General features: G+C 75.3%; 12 protein-coding genes. 2 read left to right on the top strand and 10 right to left on the bottom strand.

What is annotated here, in order from left to right:
- Positions 1-40: 40 nt before the first annotated feature.
- Entirely contained in the window at positions 41-1,636 is a 1,596-nt protein-coding gene (locus ACIPK4_RS26170) for a class I adenylate-forming enzyme family protein (protein WP_402316511.1), read from the bottom strand.
- 155 nt (positions 1,637-1,791) lie between these two features.
- On the opposite strand from ACIPK4_RS26170, the gene ACIPK4_RS26165 reads away from it, so the two are divergent.
- Positions 1,792-2,256 carry a nuclear transport factor 2 family protein gene (locus ACIPK4_RS26165; RefSeq protein ID WP_402316508.1) on the top strand — a complete coding sequence of 155 codons (465 nt, stop codon included), beginning with the start codon at positions 1,792-1,794 and terminating at the stop codon, positions 2,254-2,256.
- A gap of 75 nt (positions 2,257-2,331) precedes the next feature.
- On the opposite strand, the gene ACIPK4_RS26160 is transcribed toward ACIPK4_RS26165, so the two are convergent.
- The 6 genes from ACIPK4_RS26160 to ACIPK4_RS26135 form a co-directional block, all read right to left on the bottom strand.
- Positions 2,332-3,627 carry an FAD-dependent monooxygenase gene (locus ACIPK4_RS26160; RefSeq protein WP_402316506.1) on the bottom strand — a complete coding sequence of 432 codons (1,296 nt, stop codon included), beginning with the start codon at positions 3,625-3,627 and terminating at the stop codon, positions 2,332-2,334.
- A gap of 5 nt (positions 3,628-3,632) precedes the next feature.
- Positions 3,633-3,896 carry an acyl carrier protein gene (locus tag ACIPK4_RS26155; RefSeq protein ID WP_402316503.1) on the bottom strand — a complete coding sequence of 88 codons (264 nt, stop codon included), beginning with the start codon at positions 3,894-3,896 and terminating at the stop codon, positions 3,633-3,635.
- Between the two features lie 73 nt (positions 3,897-3,969).
- Positions 3,970-5,256: a ketosynthase chain-length factor gene (locus ACIPK4_RS26150; RefSeq protein ID WP_402316500.1), complete on the bottom strand. Its 1,287-nt coding sequence runs from the start codon at positions 5,254-5,256 to the stop codon at positions 3,970-3,972.
- Positions 5,253-6,518: a beta-ketoacyl-[acyl-carrier-protein] synthase family protein gene (locus ACIPK4_RS26145; protein ID WP_402316497.1), complete on the bottom strand. Its 1,266-nt coding sequence runs from the start codon at positions 6,516-6,518 to the stop codon at positions 5,253-5,255. Before ACIPK4_RS26145 ends, ACIPK4_RS26150 begins: the two co-directional genes overlap by 4 nt.
- The gene (locus ACIPK4_RS26140; RefSeq protein ID WP_402316494.1) at positions 6,515-7,285 is read right to left on the bottom strand and encodes a thioesterase II family protein; all 771 of its coding nucleotides are present in this window, start codon (positions 7,283-7,285) and stop codon (positions 6,515-6,517) included. The genes ACIPK4_RS26145 and ACIPK4_RS26140 overlap by 4 nt, the downstream gene beginning before the upstream one ends.
- A 127-nt stretch (positions 7,286-7,412) precedes the next feature.
- Positions 7,413-8,234, bottom strand: a complete 822-nt coding sequence (locus ACIPK4_RS26135) for an AfsR/SARP family transcriptional regulator (protein ID WP_054223074.1) — start codon at positions 8,232-8,234, stop codon at positions 7,413-7,415.
- Positions 8,235-8,443: 209 nt separating this feature from the next.
- Here ACIPK4_RS26135 and ACIPK4_RS26130 point away from each other — a divergent pair, with 209 nt between their 5' ends.
- Positions 8,444-9,448 (top strand): BTAD domain-containing putative transcriptional regulator, encoded by a 1,005-nt coding sequence (locus ACIPK4_RS26130; protein WP_402316492.1) that lies wholly within the window; start codon positions 8,444-8,446, stop codon positions 9,446-9,448.
- Here the strand turns inward: ACIPK4_RS26130 and ACIPK4_RS26125 are convergent.
- From ACIPK4_RS26125 to ACIPK4_RS26115, 3 genes are all read right to left on the bottom strand, one after another.
- Positions 9,439-10,335, bottom strand: coding sequence for an MBL fold metallo-hydrolase (locus ACIPK4_RS26125; RefSeq protein ID WP_402316873.1), 897 nt, complete (start codon positions 10,333-10,335; stop codon positions 9,439-9,441). The two genes, ACIPK4_RS26130 and ACIPK4_RS26125, sit on opposite strands and share 10 nt — an antisense overlap.
- A gap of 348 nt (positions 10,336-10,683) precedes the next feature.
- On the bottom strand, positions 10,684-11,505 hold the full coding sequence (locus ACIPK4_RS26120) for a 4'-phosphopantetheinyl transferase family protein (RefSeq protein ID WP_402316489.1): 822 nt from the start codon (positions 11,503-11,505) through the stop codon (positions 10,684-10,686).
- Complete coding sequence (locus ACIPK4_RS26115; RefSeq protein WP_402316486.1) at positions 11,502-13,523, bottom strand: polyketide synthase; 2,022 nt, start codon at positions 13,521-13,523, stop codon at positions 11,502-11,504. The genes ACIPK4_RS26120 and ACIPK4_RS26115 overlap by 4 nt, the downstream gene beginning before the upstream one ends.
- Positions 13,524-13,541: the final 18 nt, after the last annotated feature.

The raw sequence follows: 13,541 nt of genomic DNA, 5'->3' as shown, positions 1-13,541 counted from the left end.
CTGGTCGTACGGGTTGCGAAGGGGAAGTCGGGGGCCGGGGTCAGACGGCCGCGGCCTCCGCGGAGGCGCGGCCGCGCAGGCTCTGGCGCAGCGCGCGCCGCTCGGGTTTGCCGACGTGGTTGCGCGGCACGGCGTCGAGCACCTCGACGCGGCGGATCTGCTCGAAGTCGTTGAGGCGGGCGTTGGCGCGCTCGACGATGGAGTCGACGACGTCGAGCAGGCCGGGCGCGGTGGGGTCGCGCAGCACGATGCCGGTCCAGACGAGAGCGCCGTGGACCGGGTCCGGCCAGCCGGCCACGATGCACTCGGCGACGCGCGGGTCGGCGCCGATGACGTCCTCGACCCCGCTGGGCGAGACGAGTTCGTTGTCGTACTTGAAGACGTCGTCGAGCCGGTCGACCAGGAACAGCACGCCGTCCTCGCTCAGGTAGCCGACGTCCCCGGTGGCGAACCAGCCGTCCGCGTCGACGGGCGGGGGCAGGCTGTCGTCGAGGTAGCCGGCCATCACCTGCGGCCCGCGGACCTGGACCTCGCCGGTGGCGTACACGTCGAGCGGCGTGCTGGAGTCCACGGCGACGATCCGGCACTCGGTGCCGGGTACGGCGGCGCCCACCGAGCCGCTCTTGGGGTGATGCGGGTCCTGGCTGTGGGACAGCGGGGAGAGCTCGGCGAGCCCGTAGCCCTGGATGACGGGCACGCCCAGGCGTGCGCGCAGGGTGCGGGCGGCGGTCGGGGACAGGGCGGTGCCGCCGGAGAGGACGGCGGTGAGGCGGCGCCCGGCCGGGAAGTCGTGGGTGAGCCGCTCGTCCTGGGCCAGCCGGTGCAGCCGGGCGGGCAGCCCGTAGTAGTGAGTGGCCTCCGCCCGCGCGGCGGCGGCGAGCGAGGCGACCGGGTCGGGGTCGGTGTACAGCACCTGGCAGGCGCCGGCGTACACACCCGAGTTGAGGTGCATGGTGTGGTAGAGCGGCAGGTGGTTGAGGGTGACCGAGTCGCTGCCGAGGTCGTGCGCGGCGGCGGTCTGGGCGGCGTTCGCCACCAGGTTGCGGTGGGTGAGCCGGACGCCCTTGGGGCGACCGGTGGTGCCGGTGGTGAACTGGATGCACACGTCGCCGTCGAGGTCGACGGCCCCGGGCAGCTCCGTCCGCTCCGGCGCCGACTCCAGGGCCACGGCCAGCGGGACGGCGTCACCGGGAACCACGCCGTCGGGCGCGTCGGTGACGACGACGGACCGCAGGTGCGGCAGCCGGTCGCCCAGTTTGGCCAGGAGTTCGGCCGTGCCGGCCGGTACGAACGCCACCTCGGCCTCGGCGGTCCGCAGGACGTGGACCAGGCCCGCCTCCTTGATCAGCGGGTTGACCAGCACCACCGTGTTCCCGCTGCGCACGGTCCCGTAGTAGGCGGCGGCGAAGACGGGGTCGAGGACGTTGGCGACGCCGATCCGCGCCCCGCGCCGGCCGAGGGTGTGTTCCAGGTACGCGGCGAAGCGGTCGGCCCGGGCGTCGAGCTCGGCGAAGGTCACCGTCGTCGTGACACCGGCGCCGGTCGCGGTCCGGATCGCCCGCCCGGCGGGGTCGCGGACCGCCGCCCGGCGCAGCAGGCCGTCGAGCGGGAGTTCCGGGTACACGAATCTCGGCATGGTGCTCTCCTCCTGGCTCCCGAACGGGCGGCCGCGGCTGCGGCGGCACCCCAGACCCTGTCGGCCCAGCCTGGGCAGCGGCGCTTGAGGAGTCTTCGAAGAGCGCTCGATCCGCGCCGCAGATGCTGCGGGGAACCGATGGAACGGAGTCCCCGATGACCACGACGACCGCCGCCGAAGCGTCCCTGCGCCCGCCCCGGGAGCGGGAGTCCGCACTGCTGTACGCCGAGGTCCAGCAGTTCTACTCCCGCCAGATGCAGCTGTTCGACTCCTTCGAGGCCGAGCCGTGGGCGGACACGTTCACGCCGGATGCGGTCTTCGACGTGCCGACGCTGCCGGCGCCGGTGGTGGGGCGCGCCGCCCTCGCCGCGAACGTCCGGCGCAACGCGGAGGTGCAGGCCGGCAGCGGTGAGCAGCTGCGGCACTGGCTCGGCATGCTGGACGCGCGGCCGCAGCCCGACGGCTCGGTGCACACGCGCAGCTACGCCCTGGTGTACCTGACCCCGCGGGGCGGTGAGTCGAAGGTGCACCGGGTGTGCGTGATGGAGGACGTACTGGTGCCCGGGCCCGGCGGCTGGCAGGTCGCCCACCGCGTGGTGACGCGCGACGACCTGCCCTGACCGGCACGCCGGGGGGGGCCGGGCCGCCCGGGGACGACCCGCCCGGGGCCGGCGCGCCCGGGGCGGGTTCGGGGGCTACGCGTCCTGGCGGGCGGGCAGCGCGGTGAACAGGTCGGTGCGGACCCCGGCCGGGTCGGAGCCGTGCGCGACCCTCCGGGTGATCTTCGCGCCGATGGGGGTGCGGGTGACGAGCGCCGCCGCCCGCGCCCGCAGGAAGTCGGCGGCGGTCCCGCCCCCGCCGAACATCATGCGGGCCTGCACGACCTGCATGCGGTGCACGGCGGCCGCCGCGGGGGCGCGCCGGTCCCGGTAGGCCGCGAGGCGCTGTGCGGTCGGTTCCCCCGCGGACAGCGCGGAGACGAGTACGGGGTGCAGCGCGGCGGCGTCCTGGAGGGCCAGGTTGATGCCCTGGGCGCCGATCGGCCCGTGCGTGTGGGCGCTGTCGCCGAGCAGGACGAGCCCGTCGCGCACCCATTCCGCGGCGTGCGAGGCGAACACGTCGAGCAGGGTCAGGTCGGCCAGGGAGGTGATCTGATCGTGTATGAGGTCCGCGAACGGGGGCAGGGCCGCGGCCAGTTCCCGCCGGACGTCCTCGATGCCGCGCCGGACGACGCCGCGCCAGGCGCCGTGCGGCAGGGTCCAGCCGATCCGCAGCCGGTCGGGGTGGGTGTCGTGGACGAGCAGGGCGCTGCCGTCCGCGCGGTGCACCCGTACCCGCCCGGTGGCCCGGCCGGGGGCGTCGAGCGCGAACCACACCACGTCGTGGGCGAAGGACTCGCGGCGGCCGGCGTCGATCCCGGCGAGCGCGCGGGTCTTGGAGAACCGGCCGTCGGCGCCGACGACCACCCGGGCGCGCACGGTGACGGGCTTGCGGTCGGGGCCGTTCACGATGGCGCCCGTGCAGGGTCCGTACCGCCGCCTCTGGCGGAGGGCTGCGATCCGGTGGCCTTCGAGCAGGGTGAGACCGGGCAGCCGCCGGCAGGCGGCGAGGAGCTCCCGGAGCAGGTGCGGCTGCGGGAGGGCGAGCAGGTGGTCGTACGGGGCGGGCAGCCGCCCGTAGTCGATGTCGAGGAGCACCCGCTCCCGCTCTCGTACCTGGAACCCTTCCAGGCGCGCCGCGCCGTGGGCCGTGGCCGCGGCGAGCACGCCGAGTTCGTCGAGGATCCGCTGGCCGCCGGGCTGGAGGATCTCGCCGTGGAAGTCGCGGTGGAACGCGGTGGAACGTTCCACCAGGGTGACCCGGACGCCCGAGCGCAGCAGCATGAGTGTCAGGGCCAGCCCGGCGGGTCCGGCGCCGATGACGCAGACGTCGGTGTCGACGGCGTCGTCGGCGCCGGCCGGGGGGCGGGCGGTGGCTGCCTGTTCGCGCACCGGAATCAGACCGCGGCCCGTGCGGACAGCACCTCGTTGACCATGGCGAGGTAGCGGCGGGGGGTGTCGGCGTCGTCGAGGGCCTCCTCGTCGAGCAGGACCTCGTACTCGCGCTCGATGTAGCCGGTGGTCTGGAGGACGGCGAGCGAGTCGTAGCCCAGCTCGAACCAGTTCATGTCCAGGACGTCGCCGTCGAGGTCGACGCCCTCCTCCTCGCCCGCGCACTCGCGCAGGATGCGCTTCAGGTCGTCGAGTTCCAGCCGGTCCATGGTCTCCCTCTTGTTCTGGTGGGTGATGGTGGGGGTGAGCGGTTATCGGGCGTCCGTGATCAGGCGTCCGTGATCAGGCGTCCGCGGCGCGGACGACGACGGCGGAGTTGAAGCCGCCGCGGCCGCGGGCCAGCACGAGCGCGGTCCGCAGCGGCAGCCCCAGGGCGGGGCTGGGCGCTCCGGTGACCAGGTCCAGCCGGTACTCCTCGGCCGGGAGCCGGGTCCCGGTGGTCGGCGGGATCAGCTGGTCGCGCAGGGTGAGCAGGGCGGCGGCCACGTCGAGGGCCGCGCCGCCGGCGGCGAGCCGCCCGGTCATCGACTTGGGCGCGGTGACGGGCACCCCGCGGGGGCCGAACAGTGCGGTGATCGCCTCGGCTTCGGCGCGGTCGGCGCCGCGTTCGCCCGCGGCATCGGCGAAGACGACGTCGACCTCGTCGGGGTGCACGCCCGCGTCGGCGAGGGCGAGCCGTGCGGCGGCGCCGAGCCGGGAGGTCCCGTCGGCGTCGAAGGTGGCGGCGTGTCCGGCGAGGGTGCCGTAGACGCGGGCGCCGCGCCGGCGCGCCTCCTCGGCGCCCTCCAGGACGAGGAGCGCGCCGCCCTCGCCCGCGACGTGACCGCTCGCGTCCTCCGCGAACGGCAGGTAGGCGCGGGCGGGGTCCTCCCGGTCGGTCAGCCCGCCGCCGGCCAGGTAGGCGGCCCAGCCCCAGGAGCACAGGGCGGAGTCGATGCCGCCGGTGACGACGAGCTCGGCGCCCTTGCGGATCTGGCGGCGGGCGTGGGCCATCGCGTCGAGGCCGCCGGCCTGCTCGGAGACGATCACTCCGGAGGCGCCGCGCAGGCCGTGCCGGATGGAGATCTGGCCACTGTTGACGGCGTAGAACCAGGCGAAGGACTGGTACGCCGAGACGTGCTGGCCGCCCTTGCTCCACAGTGCCTGGAGCTCCTGCTGGCCGAACTCGAAGCCGCCGAAGGAGTTGGCGGTGACCACGCCGGCGGCGTGCTCGGGCAGCTGCGCGGGGTCGGCCCCGGCGTCGTCGAGGGCTTCCTTCGCCGCGGCGAGGGAGAGCCGGGTGACCCGGTCGGTCTGCGGCAGCAGCCGGCTCGACACGTGCTCGGCGTCGACGAATCCGGGCACCTCCCCGGCGAGCTTCGCCGGGTAGCCGCTCGCGTCGAACCGGCTGACCGGCCGGATGCCGGACCGGCCGTGCAGGACGGCGGACCACCAGGCCTCGGTGCCGAGCCCGTTGGGGGCGGCGACGCCGATGCCGGTGACGACGGGGGCCGCGGTCCGCGAGCCGGTGGCAGCGGGTACGGAAACGAGCGCAGGGGCAGGGGCAGGGGCGGTGACTGCGGTGGTCATCGGTCCGCCTTCAGGTTCGGGCTGGTCAGGATCATCGCGCTCTGGAACCCGCCGAAGCCGCTGCCGACGGTCAGGACCGCGTCGGTGCGCTGCCGGCGGGCGGTCAGCGGGGTGTAGTCGAGGTCGCAGGCCGGGTCGGGCTCGTGCAGGTTCGCCGTGGGCGGCACGGTGTCGTGCTCGATGGCGAGGGCGCAGGCGGCCACTTCGAGCGCCCCGATCGCGCCGAGCGAGTGTCCGATCATCGACTTGATGGAGCTGACGGGGACCTCGTACGCCCGCTGTCCCAGGCTCCGCTTGAACGCCTCGGTCTCGTGCTTGTCGTTCTGCTTGGTGCCGGAGCCGTGTGCGTTGATGTAGTCGATGTGCTCGGGTCCCAGCCCCGCCTCGCCGAGCGCGGCCGTGATGGCCGCGGCCATCTCGACTCCGTCGGGCCGCAGTCCGGTCATGTGGTACGCGTTGCTGCGGGAGGCGAAACCGGAGATCTCGGCGTAGACGTGTGCGCCGCGGCTGCGGGCGTGCTCGTACTCCTCGATGACGAGGACGGCCGAGCCCTCGCCGAGGACGAACCCGTTGCGCGTGCGGTCGAAGGGCCGCGAGGCGGTCTCCGGATCGTCGTTTCGGGTGGAGGTGGCGCGAATGGCGTCGAAGCAGGCGGCGGTGATCGGCGTGATGGGCGCCTCGGCCGCGCCGGTGACCATCACGTCGGCGCTGCCCTCGCGGACGAGGTCGACGGCGTGCCCGATCGCGTCGAGTCCGGAGGTGCACCCCGTGGACACGAGCGCCACGGGCCCCTGAGCGCCGACGGTACGGGCCACCTCGGCCGCCATCGAGCTGGGGACGAAGTAGTCGTACAGGTGCGGCACGGCCTTGGTGTGGTCGACGAGCGTACGGGTGCCCTGCTCGCTGACGACGCCGTACTCGGCGTCGAGGCCGGTGGTGCAGCCCAGCGCGCTGCCGAGGGTGACCCCGGTGCGCGCGGCGTCGTACGAGCCGGCCAGGCCGCTGTCGGCGAGTGCCTCGCGGGCGCTGACGACGGCGAACTGGGCGGCGCGGTCCAGGCGGCCGGACTGCTCGGCGCTCAGTCCGGACTCCTGCGGGTCGAAGTCCGCCTCGGCGGCGATCCGGGAGCGGAACGCGGAGGCGTCGAAGAGGGTGATGGCTCGGGTGGCCGTACGGCCGTCGGTCAGCAGCGACCAGAATTCCTTGGTGCCCGGGCGGCCCGGGGCCACGACCCCGATGCCCGTGATGACGACTCGTCTCATCGCCCTTCCCCCTGTCCTGTCTGGTCGCGGTGGCCGCGCAGCACGATGCGCGCGGCCCGGCCGAGCATCCGGGGCAGTTCGCCGCCCCGGACGAAGAAGTGCCCGCCGGGCACGGTCCGGCGGACGAGCCGTCCGGTGGTCCAGCGCTGCCAGCCCGCGGCGGCCTCGGCGCCGACGAGGGGGTCCTCGCGGCCGGTGACGGCGAGGACGGGCACGGGCAGCGGGCCGGGTGCGCCCGGGCCGGTGGCGGCGGCCCGCAGGTTGCGGGCGAGCCGCAGGTCGGCGCGGAGCACGGGGAAGACGGACCGGAACCACACGTCGCCCGGCTGCGCGCCGGGTGGCAGCGCGTCGAACCGGTCCAGGACGCGCAGCAGTTCGGCGTCCGGCAGCTCGGCCGAGTTCGCGAGGGCGGCCGGCAGGTCGGGCGGCGGGCTGGCGCCGACGGCCAGCAGGGCGGGCATCGGCAGCCCGTACTCCCGGACGGCGTGGGCGACGGTCAGGGCGACGGTCGCGCCGAGGCTGTGCCCGTAGAGGATGTAGGGAGCGCCGGGTTCGCCGGCGATCTGCTCGAACAGGGGCTTGAGGTCGGCCAGGAGCTCGTCGCGGCCGGTCAGCCGGATCTCACGGCGCCGCTCGTCGCGTCCGGGCAGCAGCCAGGGCGTGGTCGACACCGCGCTCCCGGCGACCTTGTCCCACCGGTAGAACGAGGACACTCCTGCCCCCGCGTGTGCGAAACAGTGCAGCCGCACGGCCCGTCCGTCGCCCATCGCCACCTCCCAGGAACCGCACCACGTAGGTCTCGAATCTCACCGACCTCACTTGAGACCGGCTCGAACCCGTGTGTACGGCCCCTCCCGGGAGGGGACTCGGGGCGGGCGGCGGCTGGGCCGGGCCCTATGCGGCGTACAGGTCGAACGTCGATCCGCGGCGCGGGCCCGCCACCACGTCCAGTGCCGGATCCACCGTCAGCATCGCCTGGTGCAGGCGTTGCAGCTGCGGGGAAGGCTCCACTCCGAGTTCGTCGATCAGGCGGTTGCGCAGCCTGCGGTAGACGTCCAGGGCGGTGGCCTGGCGGCCGGACCGGTACAGCGCGACCATGGCCTGCGAGTGCAGGCCCTCGTGCTGCGGGTGCCGGGCGATCAGCTCGGTCAGCTCGGCGATGACCTCGACGTGACGGCCGAGGCGCAGGTCCGCGTCGATGCGCCGCTCGACGGTCACGAGCCGGCTCTCCTCCAGCCGCATGACCTCGATCTCCAGGATCGGTCCCACGCGCACGTCGACCAGCGCCGGGCCGTTCCACAGTCCGAGCGCCCTGCGCAGCATGTCCGCCGCGCGCTCGTCGTCCCCCTCCTCGTACGCGTGCTGTCCGCCGACCACGAGGGTCTCGTACGCGTGCACGTCCACGGCGTCCGGCGGTATCTGCAGCAGATAGCCGCCGTGCCGGGTCGCGAGCACGTCCTTCGCGCTGCCCGGGACGCCCGGTCCCATGGCCGTGCCCAGTCTCCTGCGCAGCTGCAGGATGTACGTCTGCAGCGTGGTGAGCGCGCTCTGCGGGAGGTCGGTGCCCCAGATCTCCTCCATGAGGGTCTGTACGGGCATCACCCGCCCCGGATAGAGCGCGAGCAGCGCCAGGATCTGGCGCGGCTTGCCAGCCGTCGGAACAATCGAGCCCCCGTTGACCTCGGCACTCAACGGACCCAGAACCTGAATCTTCACGGTGTCCTCCGCATTTCGTCGAGTTCCCATCGATTTTCAGCCTTCGACTCCGGCACGGTAGCGGTGTCCATTGCGGTGTTCCGGAATTCTTGAGCAGGCGTCGAGCAGCCCTCCGCCCACACGGTTGCAGGGTGAATGCAAGCTGGTAGATTCCGCCCAGGGGATTAAAACCGGCACATCGTCAATTTCGCCGGGAGGGGGCGCGCACCATGGACGACACCGGGGCGGACTACCGCGTCCTGGGCCCGGTCGAGGTGCTCGACCGCCGTTCGGGGACGTACGTCGTGCCCTCCGGCGCCAAACAGCGGGCGCTGCTCGGCGCCCTCGTGGTCCGGGCCGGCCAGGTGCTGCCCGCCGACCGGCTCATCCACGAGCTGTGGGGCGACCGGCCGCCCGCCGGCGCGGCCAACGCGCTGCACGCCCACGTGGCCCGGCTGCGCCGGCTGCTGGAGGGCGCGGGCGGCCGGGAGCGGATCGCCACCCGCTCCATGGGCTACCTGCTGCGCCCGGGCCGGGCCGGCACGGACGCGCAGCGCTTCCACCGCCTGTCCGCCGAGGGCCGGGCGGCGCTCGGCGCCGATCCCGTCCGCGCGGCACGGCTGCTGGACGGGGCGCTCGCCCTGTGGCGCGGCCCGGCACTGGAGGGCAGCGGGCAGGGCCCGCTGTGCACGGCGGAGGCGGACCGGCTGGAGGAGCTGCGGCTGACCACGCTGGAGACGCTGTACGACGCGAACCTGCGCAGCGGCCGGCACGCCGAGGCGGCGGCGGAACTGGAGCGGCTGACGGCCGGCCACCCGACGCGCGAGCGGCTCTACGACCTGCAGATGCTCGCCCTGTACCGGTGCGGCCGCCAGACGGAGGCGCTGGGCGTGTACGAGCGGGCCCGCCGGCGCCTGAGGGACGGACTCGGCGTGGAGCCCGGCCCGGCCCTGCGCGAGCGGATGGAGGCGATCCTGCACCATGCGCCGGCCCTCGCCCTGGTCGCGCCCGCGCCCGTGGCCGCGCCCGCGCCCGTGGCCGCGCCCGTGGCCGTGGCCGCGCCCGTGGCCGCGCCGCCGGACCCCGGGCCGTCGTCCGTGGACGAACTGGGCCGTGCGATAGCCCGCCTGGGCGAGCGCATCGAGGCCCTGGGCCGCGAGCAGCAGGCCCTGATCCGGCGCTTCGACCTCCTGACGGCCGCGGCCCCGGACGGCAGCGGGCCCCCTCAGGCGTGACACTCCGGCGGCCGCCCGTGATGGACGGTCATCTCCTGGAACAGCGCTCCGACGTCCAGCGGCGAGCCCTCGGGCAGCCCCTGCTCCTCGGCGTAGCCGCGGTGCAGGTTGGGCAGCAGCCGCTCGGTGTCCAGCAGTTCGGCGTACGGACCGAGATCGGTGGCGCGGGCCAGCTCCAGCGGGGTCACCCCGGCCGCCACGCCCTCCCGGGCCAGGTTCTGGATCCGGCGCAGGTACCCCGCGTTGACGTCGAACACCTCGGGCCCCGCGACGGGCCCGTGGCCGGGGACGACGGTGGTGGCCCCGAGCTCCCGCAACCGCTCCAGGGCCCGCAGGCTCCCCGCGACGGACCCCATGACGCAGAACGGCGTGACCCCGTTCATGACGAGGTCGCCGGTGAACAGCACGCCCTGGTCGGGCAGCCACACGACGGTGTCGTCGGTGGTGTGGGCCGCCGGTCCGATGTGGATGAGTTCGGCCCGGACGTCCCCCACGTGGAGCGTCGTCCGGTCCCGGAAGGTCAGTTCGGGCGGCCGGACCTCGATGTCCCCCCAGCACACGTCGGGCCACAGCCCGGCCATGTGCAGCCCGGCCGCCTGCACCATGGCCCGGGTCCGCTCGTGCCCGATGGTGAGCGCCTCGGGGAAGAGGGAGTTGCCGTAGGTGTGGTCGCCGTGGAAGTGCGTGTTGACGAGCGCCCGCGGAGCCCGCCGCGCCAGTCCCAGCGCAGCCTGCCGCAGGTGCCGTGCCCGGCTCTCGGTGGCGGCGGTGTCGACGAGCGCACTGTGTCCGCCGTCGACGAGGATGCCGGCGTTGTTCAGGCACCAGCCCCCCGGGGGCTGCACGTACGCGTGGACCCCGTCCCCGACCTCGACCACACCACCCATGCCCCGCACGGCCCACCTCTTCCTCGAAGATCTCCGAGGAGAATTCTCAACCGGAGCACCGAGCCCCCACTCGATTCCTCCTGGAATTCCCGTCGAATTCCATCCCCGTCGCCGTTTTCCGGGTCCATCTCCATCGCATTTCAAGCGAATTCCCAACCCGCCGGTTTCCGGCCACAACAGAAAACCACCGGCCCGCCCGTGGGGCCGGCCACGAGGCCCGGCCGGTCCGGATCGGGCCGGGCCGGCGGTGTTCGGCCGCGAGCCGGTGCTCCCGCACCGTGGAACGCCGAAGCCGCCGCCCGGGGGCGGCGGCGAGGACGACCGCGAGGAAGCCGGGGGCCGGGCGGGTCAGACCCCCGCCGGTTCCGGGAGGACCAGGCGGCGGGGGGCTGCACGGCCCCAGGGGAAGCCGTGGTGCAGGTGGACCGCCGGCGGCCGCGCGGCATCGACCTCGACCGCCACCGCCGCCAGCACCTCCGGTACCGGCTCCACCTCCAGGAACCGCCACCGCATCGCCGAGTCGTCGGCCGGCGGCCGGAACGCGAGGACGCCCCGGTCCTCGGCCAGGGTGAACGCGAAGGAGTCGAAGGGCAGGCCGAGCCCCAGTCCGCGCGCCTTGGAGTACGCCTCCTTCAGCGTCCACAGCCGCAGCGCCCGCCGGTCGCGCGGCCGCCCCGGCGCGGCCCGGGCGATCCACTCCTGCTCCTCGGCGGCGAAGGTCGCGATGATGTTGTCCAGTCCCCGCTCACCGCGGTCCAGCCGCTCCACGTCGACGCCGATCCGCAAACCGCGGGAGACCCCCAGCAGGTTGTACGCGTTGGCGTGCGAGAGGTTGAAGTCCAGGGCGTCCGCCCCGCGCGGCAGTCCTCCGGCCGGCGTCTGCAGGAAGGGCCGCCCGCGCGAGGAGCGCCAGATGACCGCCTCGGCTTCGGGGATGCCGGTCTCCAGCGCCAGTACCCGCCGTACCAGCGCGTGGGCGACGAGGTACTGGCGGCGGTCGCGTTCGAACAGGAAGCGGCCGGCCACCTCCTGTTCGTTCTCGTCCAGCCAGTACGAGGCCAGCGTCGCGGCGATCCCCGGCGCGAGGTCCTCGTTGGGGCAGAACCACAGGTTGACCGGGGCCGGCTCGCTCTCCCCCGGGCCGGCCGGGTCGAGGGGCGGCGTGGTCATGCGGGGCCCTCCTCGGCGCCCAGCCACAGCGGAACGCGCAGGAACGCGGAGGGGGGCAGCGGCACCCCGGCGGCGGCCGCGGCGCGGACCGGCTCCAGTGCGGACCAGTCGACGTCCAGCCCGGACAGCCACAGGCCGCGCAGCTGGTGCAGGTGGCCGGCCTGCCAGAGCGCGGCGAGGTACCCGTCCGTCTCGGGTACGGAGCCCAGCCCCAGCGGGTCGGCGCCGCCGTCCCGCAGATCGGCGCAGGGCGCACCGTTCCGGACGAACTGCTCCAGCACCCGCAGCAGTTCGGCGGTGTCGCCGACGACGGCCCCGAACCGGCAGTCCATGGCGGCCCGCCCGGTGCGCAGGGCGCGGGCCAGCCCGGCGAGCGGGGGCACCGGCCCGGACCCGCCGAGCAGCTCCGCGAACCGCCGGGCGGTGGCGGCCAGATGGGCCGGGGTGGGAGCGGACAGCACGAACAGCTCGGCGCCGCCGCCACCGGCCGGCTCCGCGCCGTGCGCCGTGGCGGCGGGCGGGTACTCCTCCAGGACCACCAGGGCGTCCGCGCCGCCGGCCCCGCGCACGCCGACGCAGATCCGGCGCGGCACGTCCCCGTCGGCCTGCCAGGGCTGCGCCTCGGCGCGCCCCGGCGCGGGCGCCAGGGTCCGGTGGCGCAGCTGGAGCACGGCCCGGGTCAGGGCCGCTGCGCCGGTCGCCGCGCCGGCGTCGCCGACGAGTGCGCGTACCGAACCGGCGTCCTCGTGGACGGCGGCGGCCGACGCGTCGACGCCGGCCGCGCGCAGCGCCTCGCGCACCACGCGCGGCGCCGGTGCGTCCGCCGGTGCGTCCGCCGCCAACGTCCGGGCCGGTCCGGCGGGCCCCGTACGCCCGCCGGACCGGGACCTGCGGCCGGGGCCGCCCGCCGTGGGATCGGGCGCGGTGTGGCCGACCGCGCTGCCGCGCACCAGACAGTGCACGTCGTCGCCGTCGGCGAGGGCCCGGGCCAGGGGCTTGAGCAGCAGTGCGCCGACGCCCTCGCCGGCGCCGGGGCGCCGGCCGGAGGGGTGCAGCAGCAGCCGGACGCCGCCGACGAGCGCGGCGGCGCATTCACCGCGGTGCAGGGCGGCGACGGCCTGATGGAGGGCGACGAGCACCGAGGACTCCGCGGTGTCCACGCCCTGGCTGGGGCCGGTGAGGCCGAGCAGGGACGAGAGCCGGTTGGGCAGGCTCCACTGGCCCCCGTCCGGCATCGGCCGGGGCCGCTCGCGCCGCCAGCTCGCGGCGGCGAGCAGGGCGTAGTCGCCGGTCCCGGCGCCGGTGAACACCCCGACGCTGCGCGGCGTCCCGTCGGCGGCGGTCAGCGCGTCGAGACGGCCGCCGGTGCAGCCGGCGTCCTCCAGGGCCTCCCAGGCGGTCTCCAGGAACAGCCGTTCCTGGGGGTCCATCAGGGCGGCCTCGTGCGCGTCGATCCCGAAGAACTCCGGGTCGAAGTCCTGTACGCGTTCCAGGTAGTGGCCGGGTTCGTCGCCGGGCCGCCCGGCCGGCGGGGCCGACGCACCGCCGTGCCCGCCGCGCGCCTGCCGCCAGAACGCACCGAGGTCGGGCGCCCCGGGATACCGCCCGGCCAACCCGACGACGGCAACGGCCCCGGCCCCGGAGGCGCCCACGGTCATCGGCCCCGCACCCGCCCCGGCCAGGGCGCCCGCCCCGGCACCGCCGCCCGCCCCGACACCCGGCCCGCCCACGGAGGCCGCCCCGGCAACGGTGTGCGCTCCGGCATCCGCCCCGCCCACAGCGGTCGGTGCCGCGGTGGCCGGTCCGGCGGGGCCGTGCGCGGCGGCGCCGACGCGCCGTGCGGGTTCGGAGCCGGGGCCGCCCCGGCCGGGGGCGGGTCGCGGCGCCGCGGGAGCAGGCTCCGGCCGTTCGAGGACGACGGGTCCCGCACCGGTGGCGGCGCCGGTCAGCAGCGCGGCCACCTGGGCCCGGTCCAGATGGCCGTTCTTGAACCGGGTCAGGACTTCCTTCTCGTCCATCTGGACGCGCTCCTTCTG

Origin of the sequence: Streptomyces sp. NPDC086989, assembly GCF_044745505.1 — a bacterium.
Taxonomy (GTDB): Bacteria; Actinomycetota; Actinomycetes; order Streptomycetales; family Streptomycetaceae; genus Streptomyces.
The sequence above is the reverse complement of the archived record's forward strand: the minus strand, read 5'-3'. Positions and strand labels throughout refer to the sequence as shown.

What these genes read in the sequence shown, in the direction of transcription:
- ACIPK4_RS26170 (WP_402316511.1), bottom strand. Translation starts at nt 1,636, where the DNA reads ATGCCGAGATTCGTGTACCCGGAACTCCCGCTCGACGGCCTGCTGCGC.
- ACIPK4_RS26165 (WP_402316508.1), top strand. Translation starts at nt 1,792, where the DNA reads ATGACCACGACGACCGCCGCCGAAGCGTCCCTGCGCCCGCCCCGGGAG.
- ACIPK4_RS26155 (WP_402316503.1), bottom strand. Translation starts at nt 3,896, where the DNA reads ATGGACCGGCTGGAACTCGACGACCTGAAGCGCATCCTGCGCGAGTGC.
- ACIPK4_RS26150 (WP_402316500.1), bottom strand. Translation starts at nt 5,256, where the DNA reads ATGACCACCGCAGTCACCGCCCCTGCCCCTGCCCCTGCGCTCGTTTCC.
- ACIPK4_RS26145 (WP_402316497.1), bottom strand. Translation starts at nt 6,518, where the DNA reads ATGAGACGAGTCGTCATCACGGGCATCGGGGTCGTGGCCCCGGGCCGC.
- ACIPK4_RS26140 (WP_402316494.1), bottom strand. Translation starts at nt 7,285, where the DNA reads ATGGGCGACGGACGGGCCGTGCGGCTGCACTGTTTCGCACACGCGGGG.
- ACIPK4_RS26130 (WP_402316492.1), top strand. Translation starts at nt 8,444, where the DNA reads ATGGACGACACCGGGGCGGACTACCGCGTCCTGGGCCCGGTCGAGGTG.
- ACIPK4_RS26125 (WP_402316873.1), bottom strand. Translation starts at nt 10,335, where the DNA reads ATGGGTGGTGTGGTCGAGGTCGGGGACGGGGTCCACGCGTACGTGCAG.
- ACIPK4_RS26120 (WP_402316489.1), bottom strand. Translation starts at nt 11,505, where the DNA reads ATGACCACGCCGCCCCTCGACCCGGCCGGCCCGGGGGAGAGCGAGCCG.
- ACIPK4_RS26115 (WP_402316486.1), bottom strand. Translation starts at nt 13,523, where the DNA reads ATGGACGAGAAGGAAGTCCTGACCCGGTTCAAGAACGGCCATCTGGAC.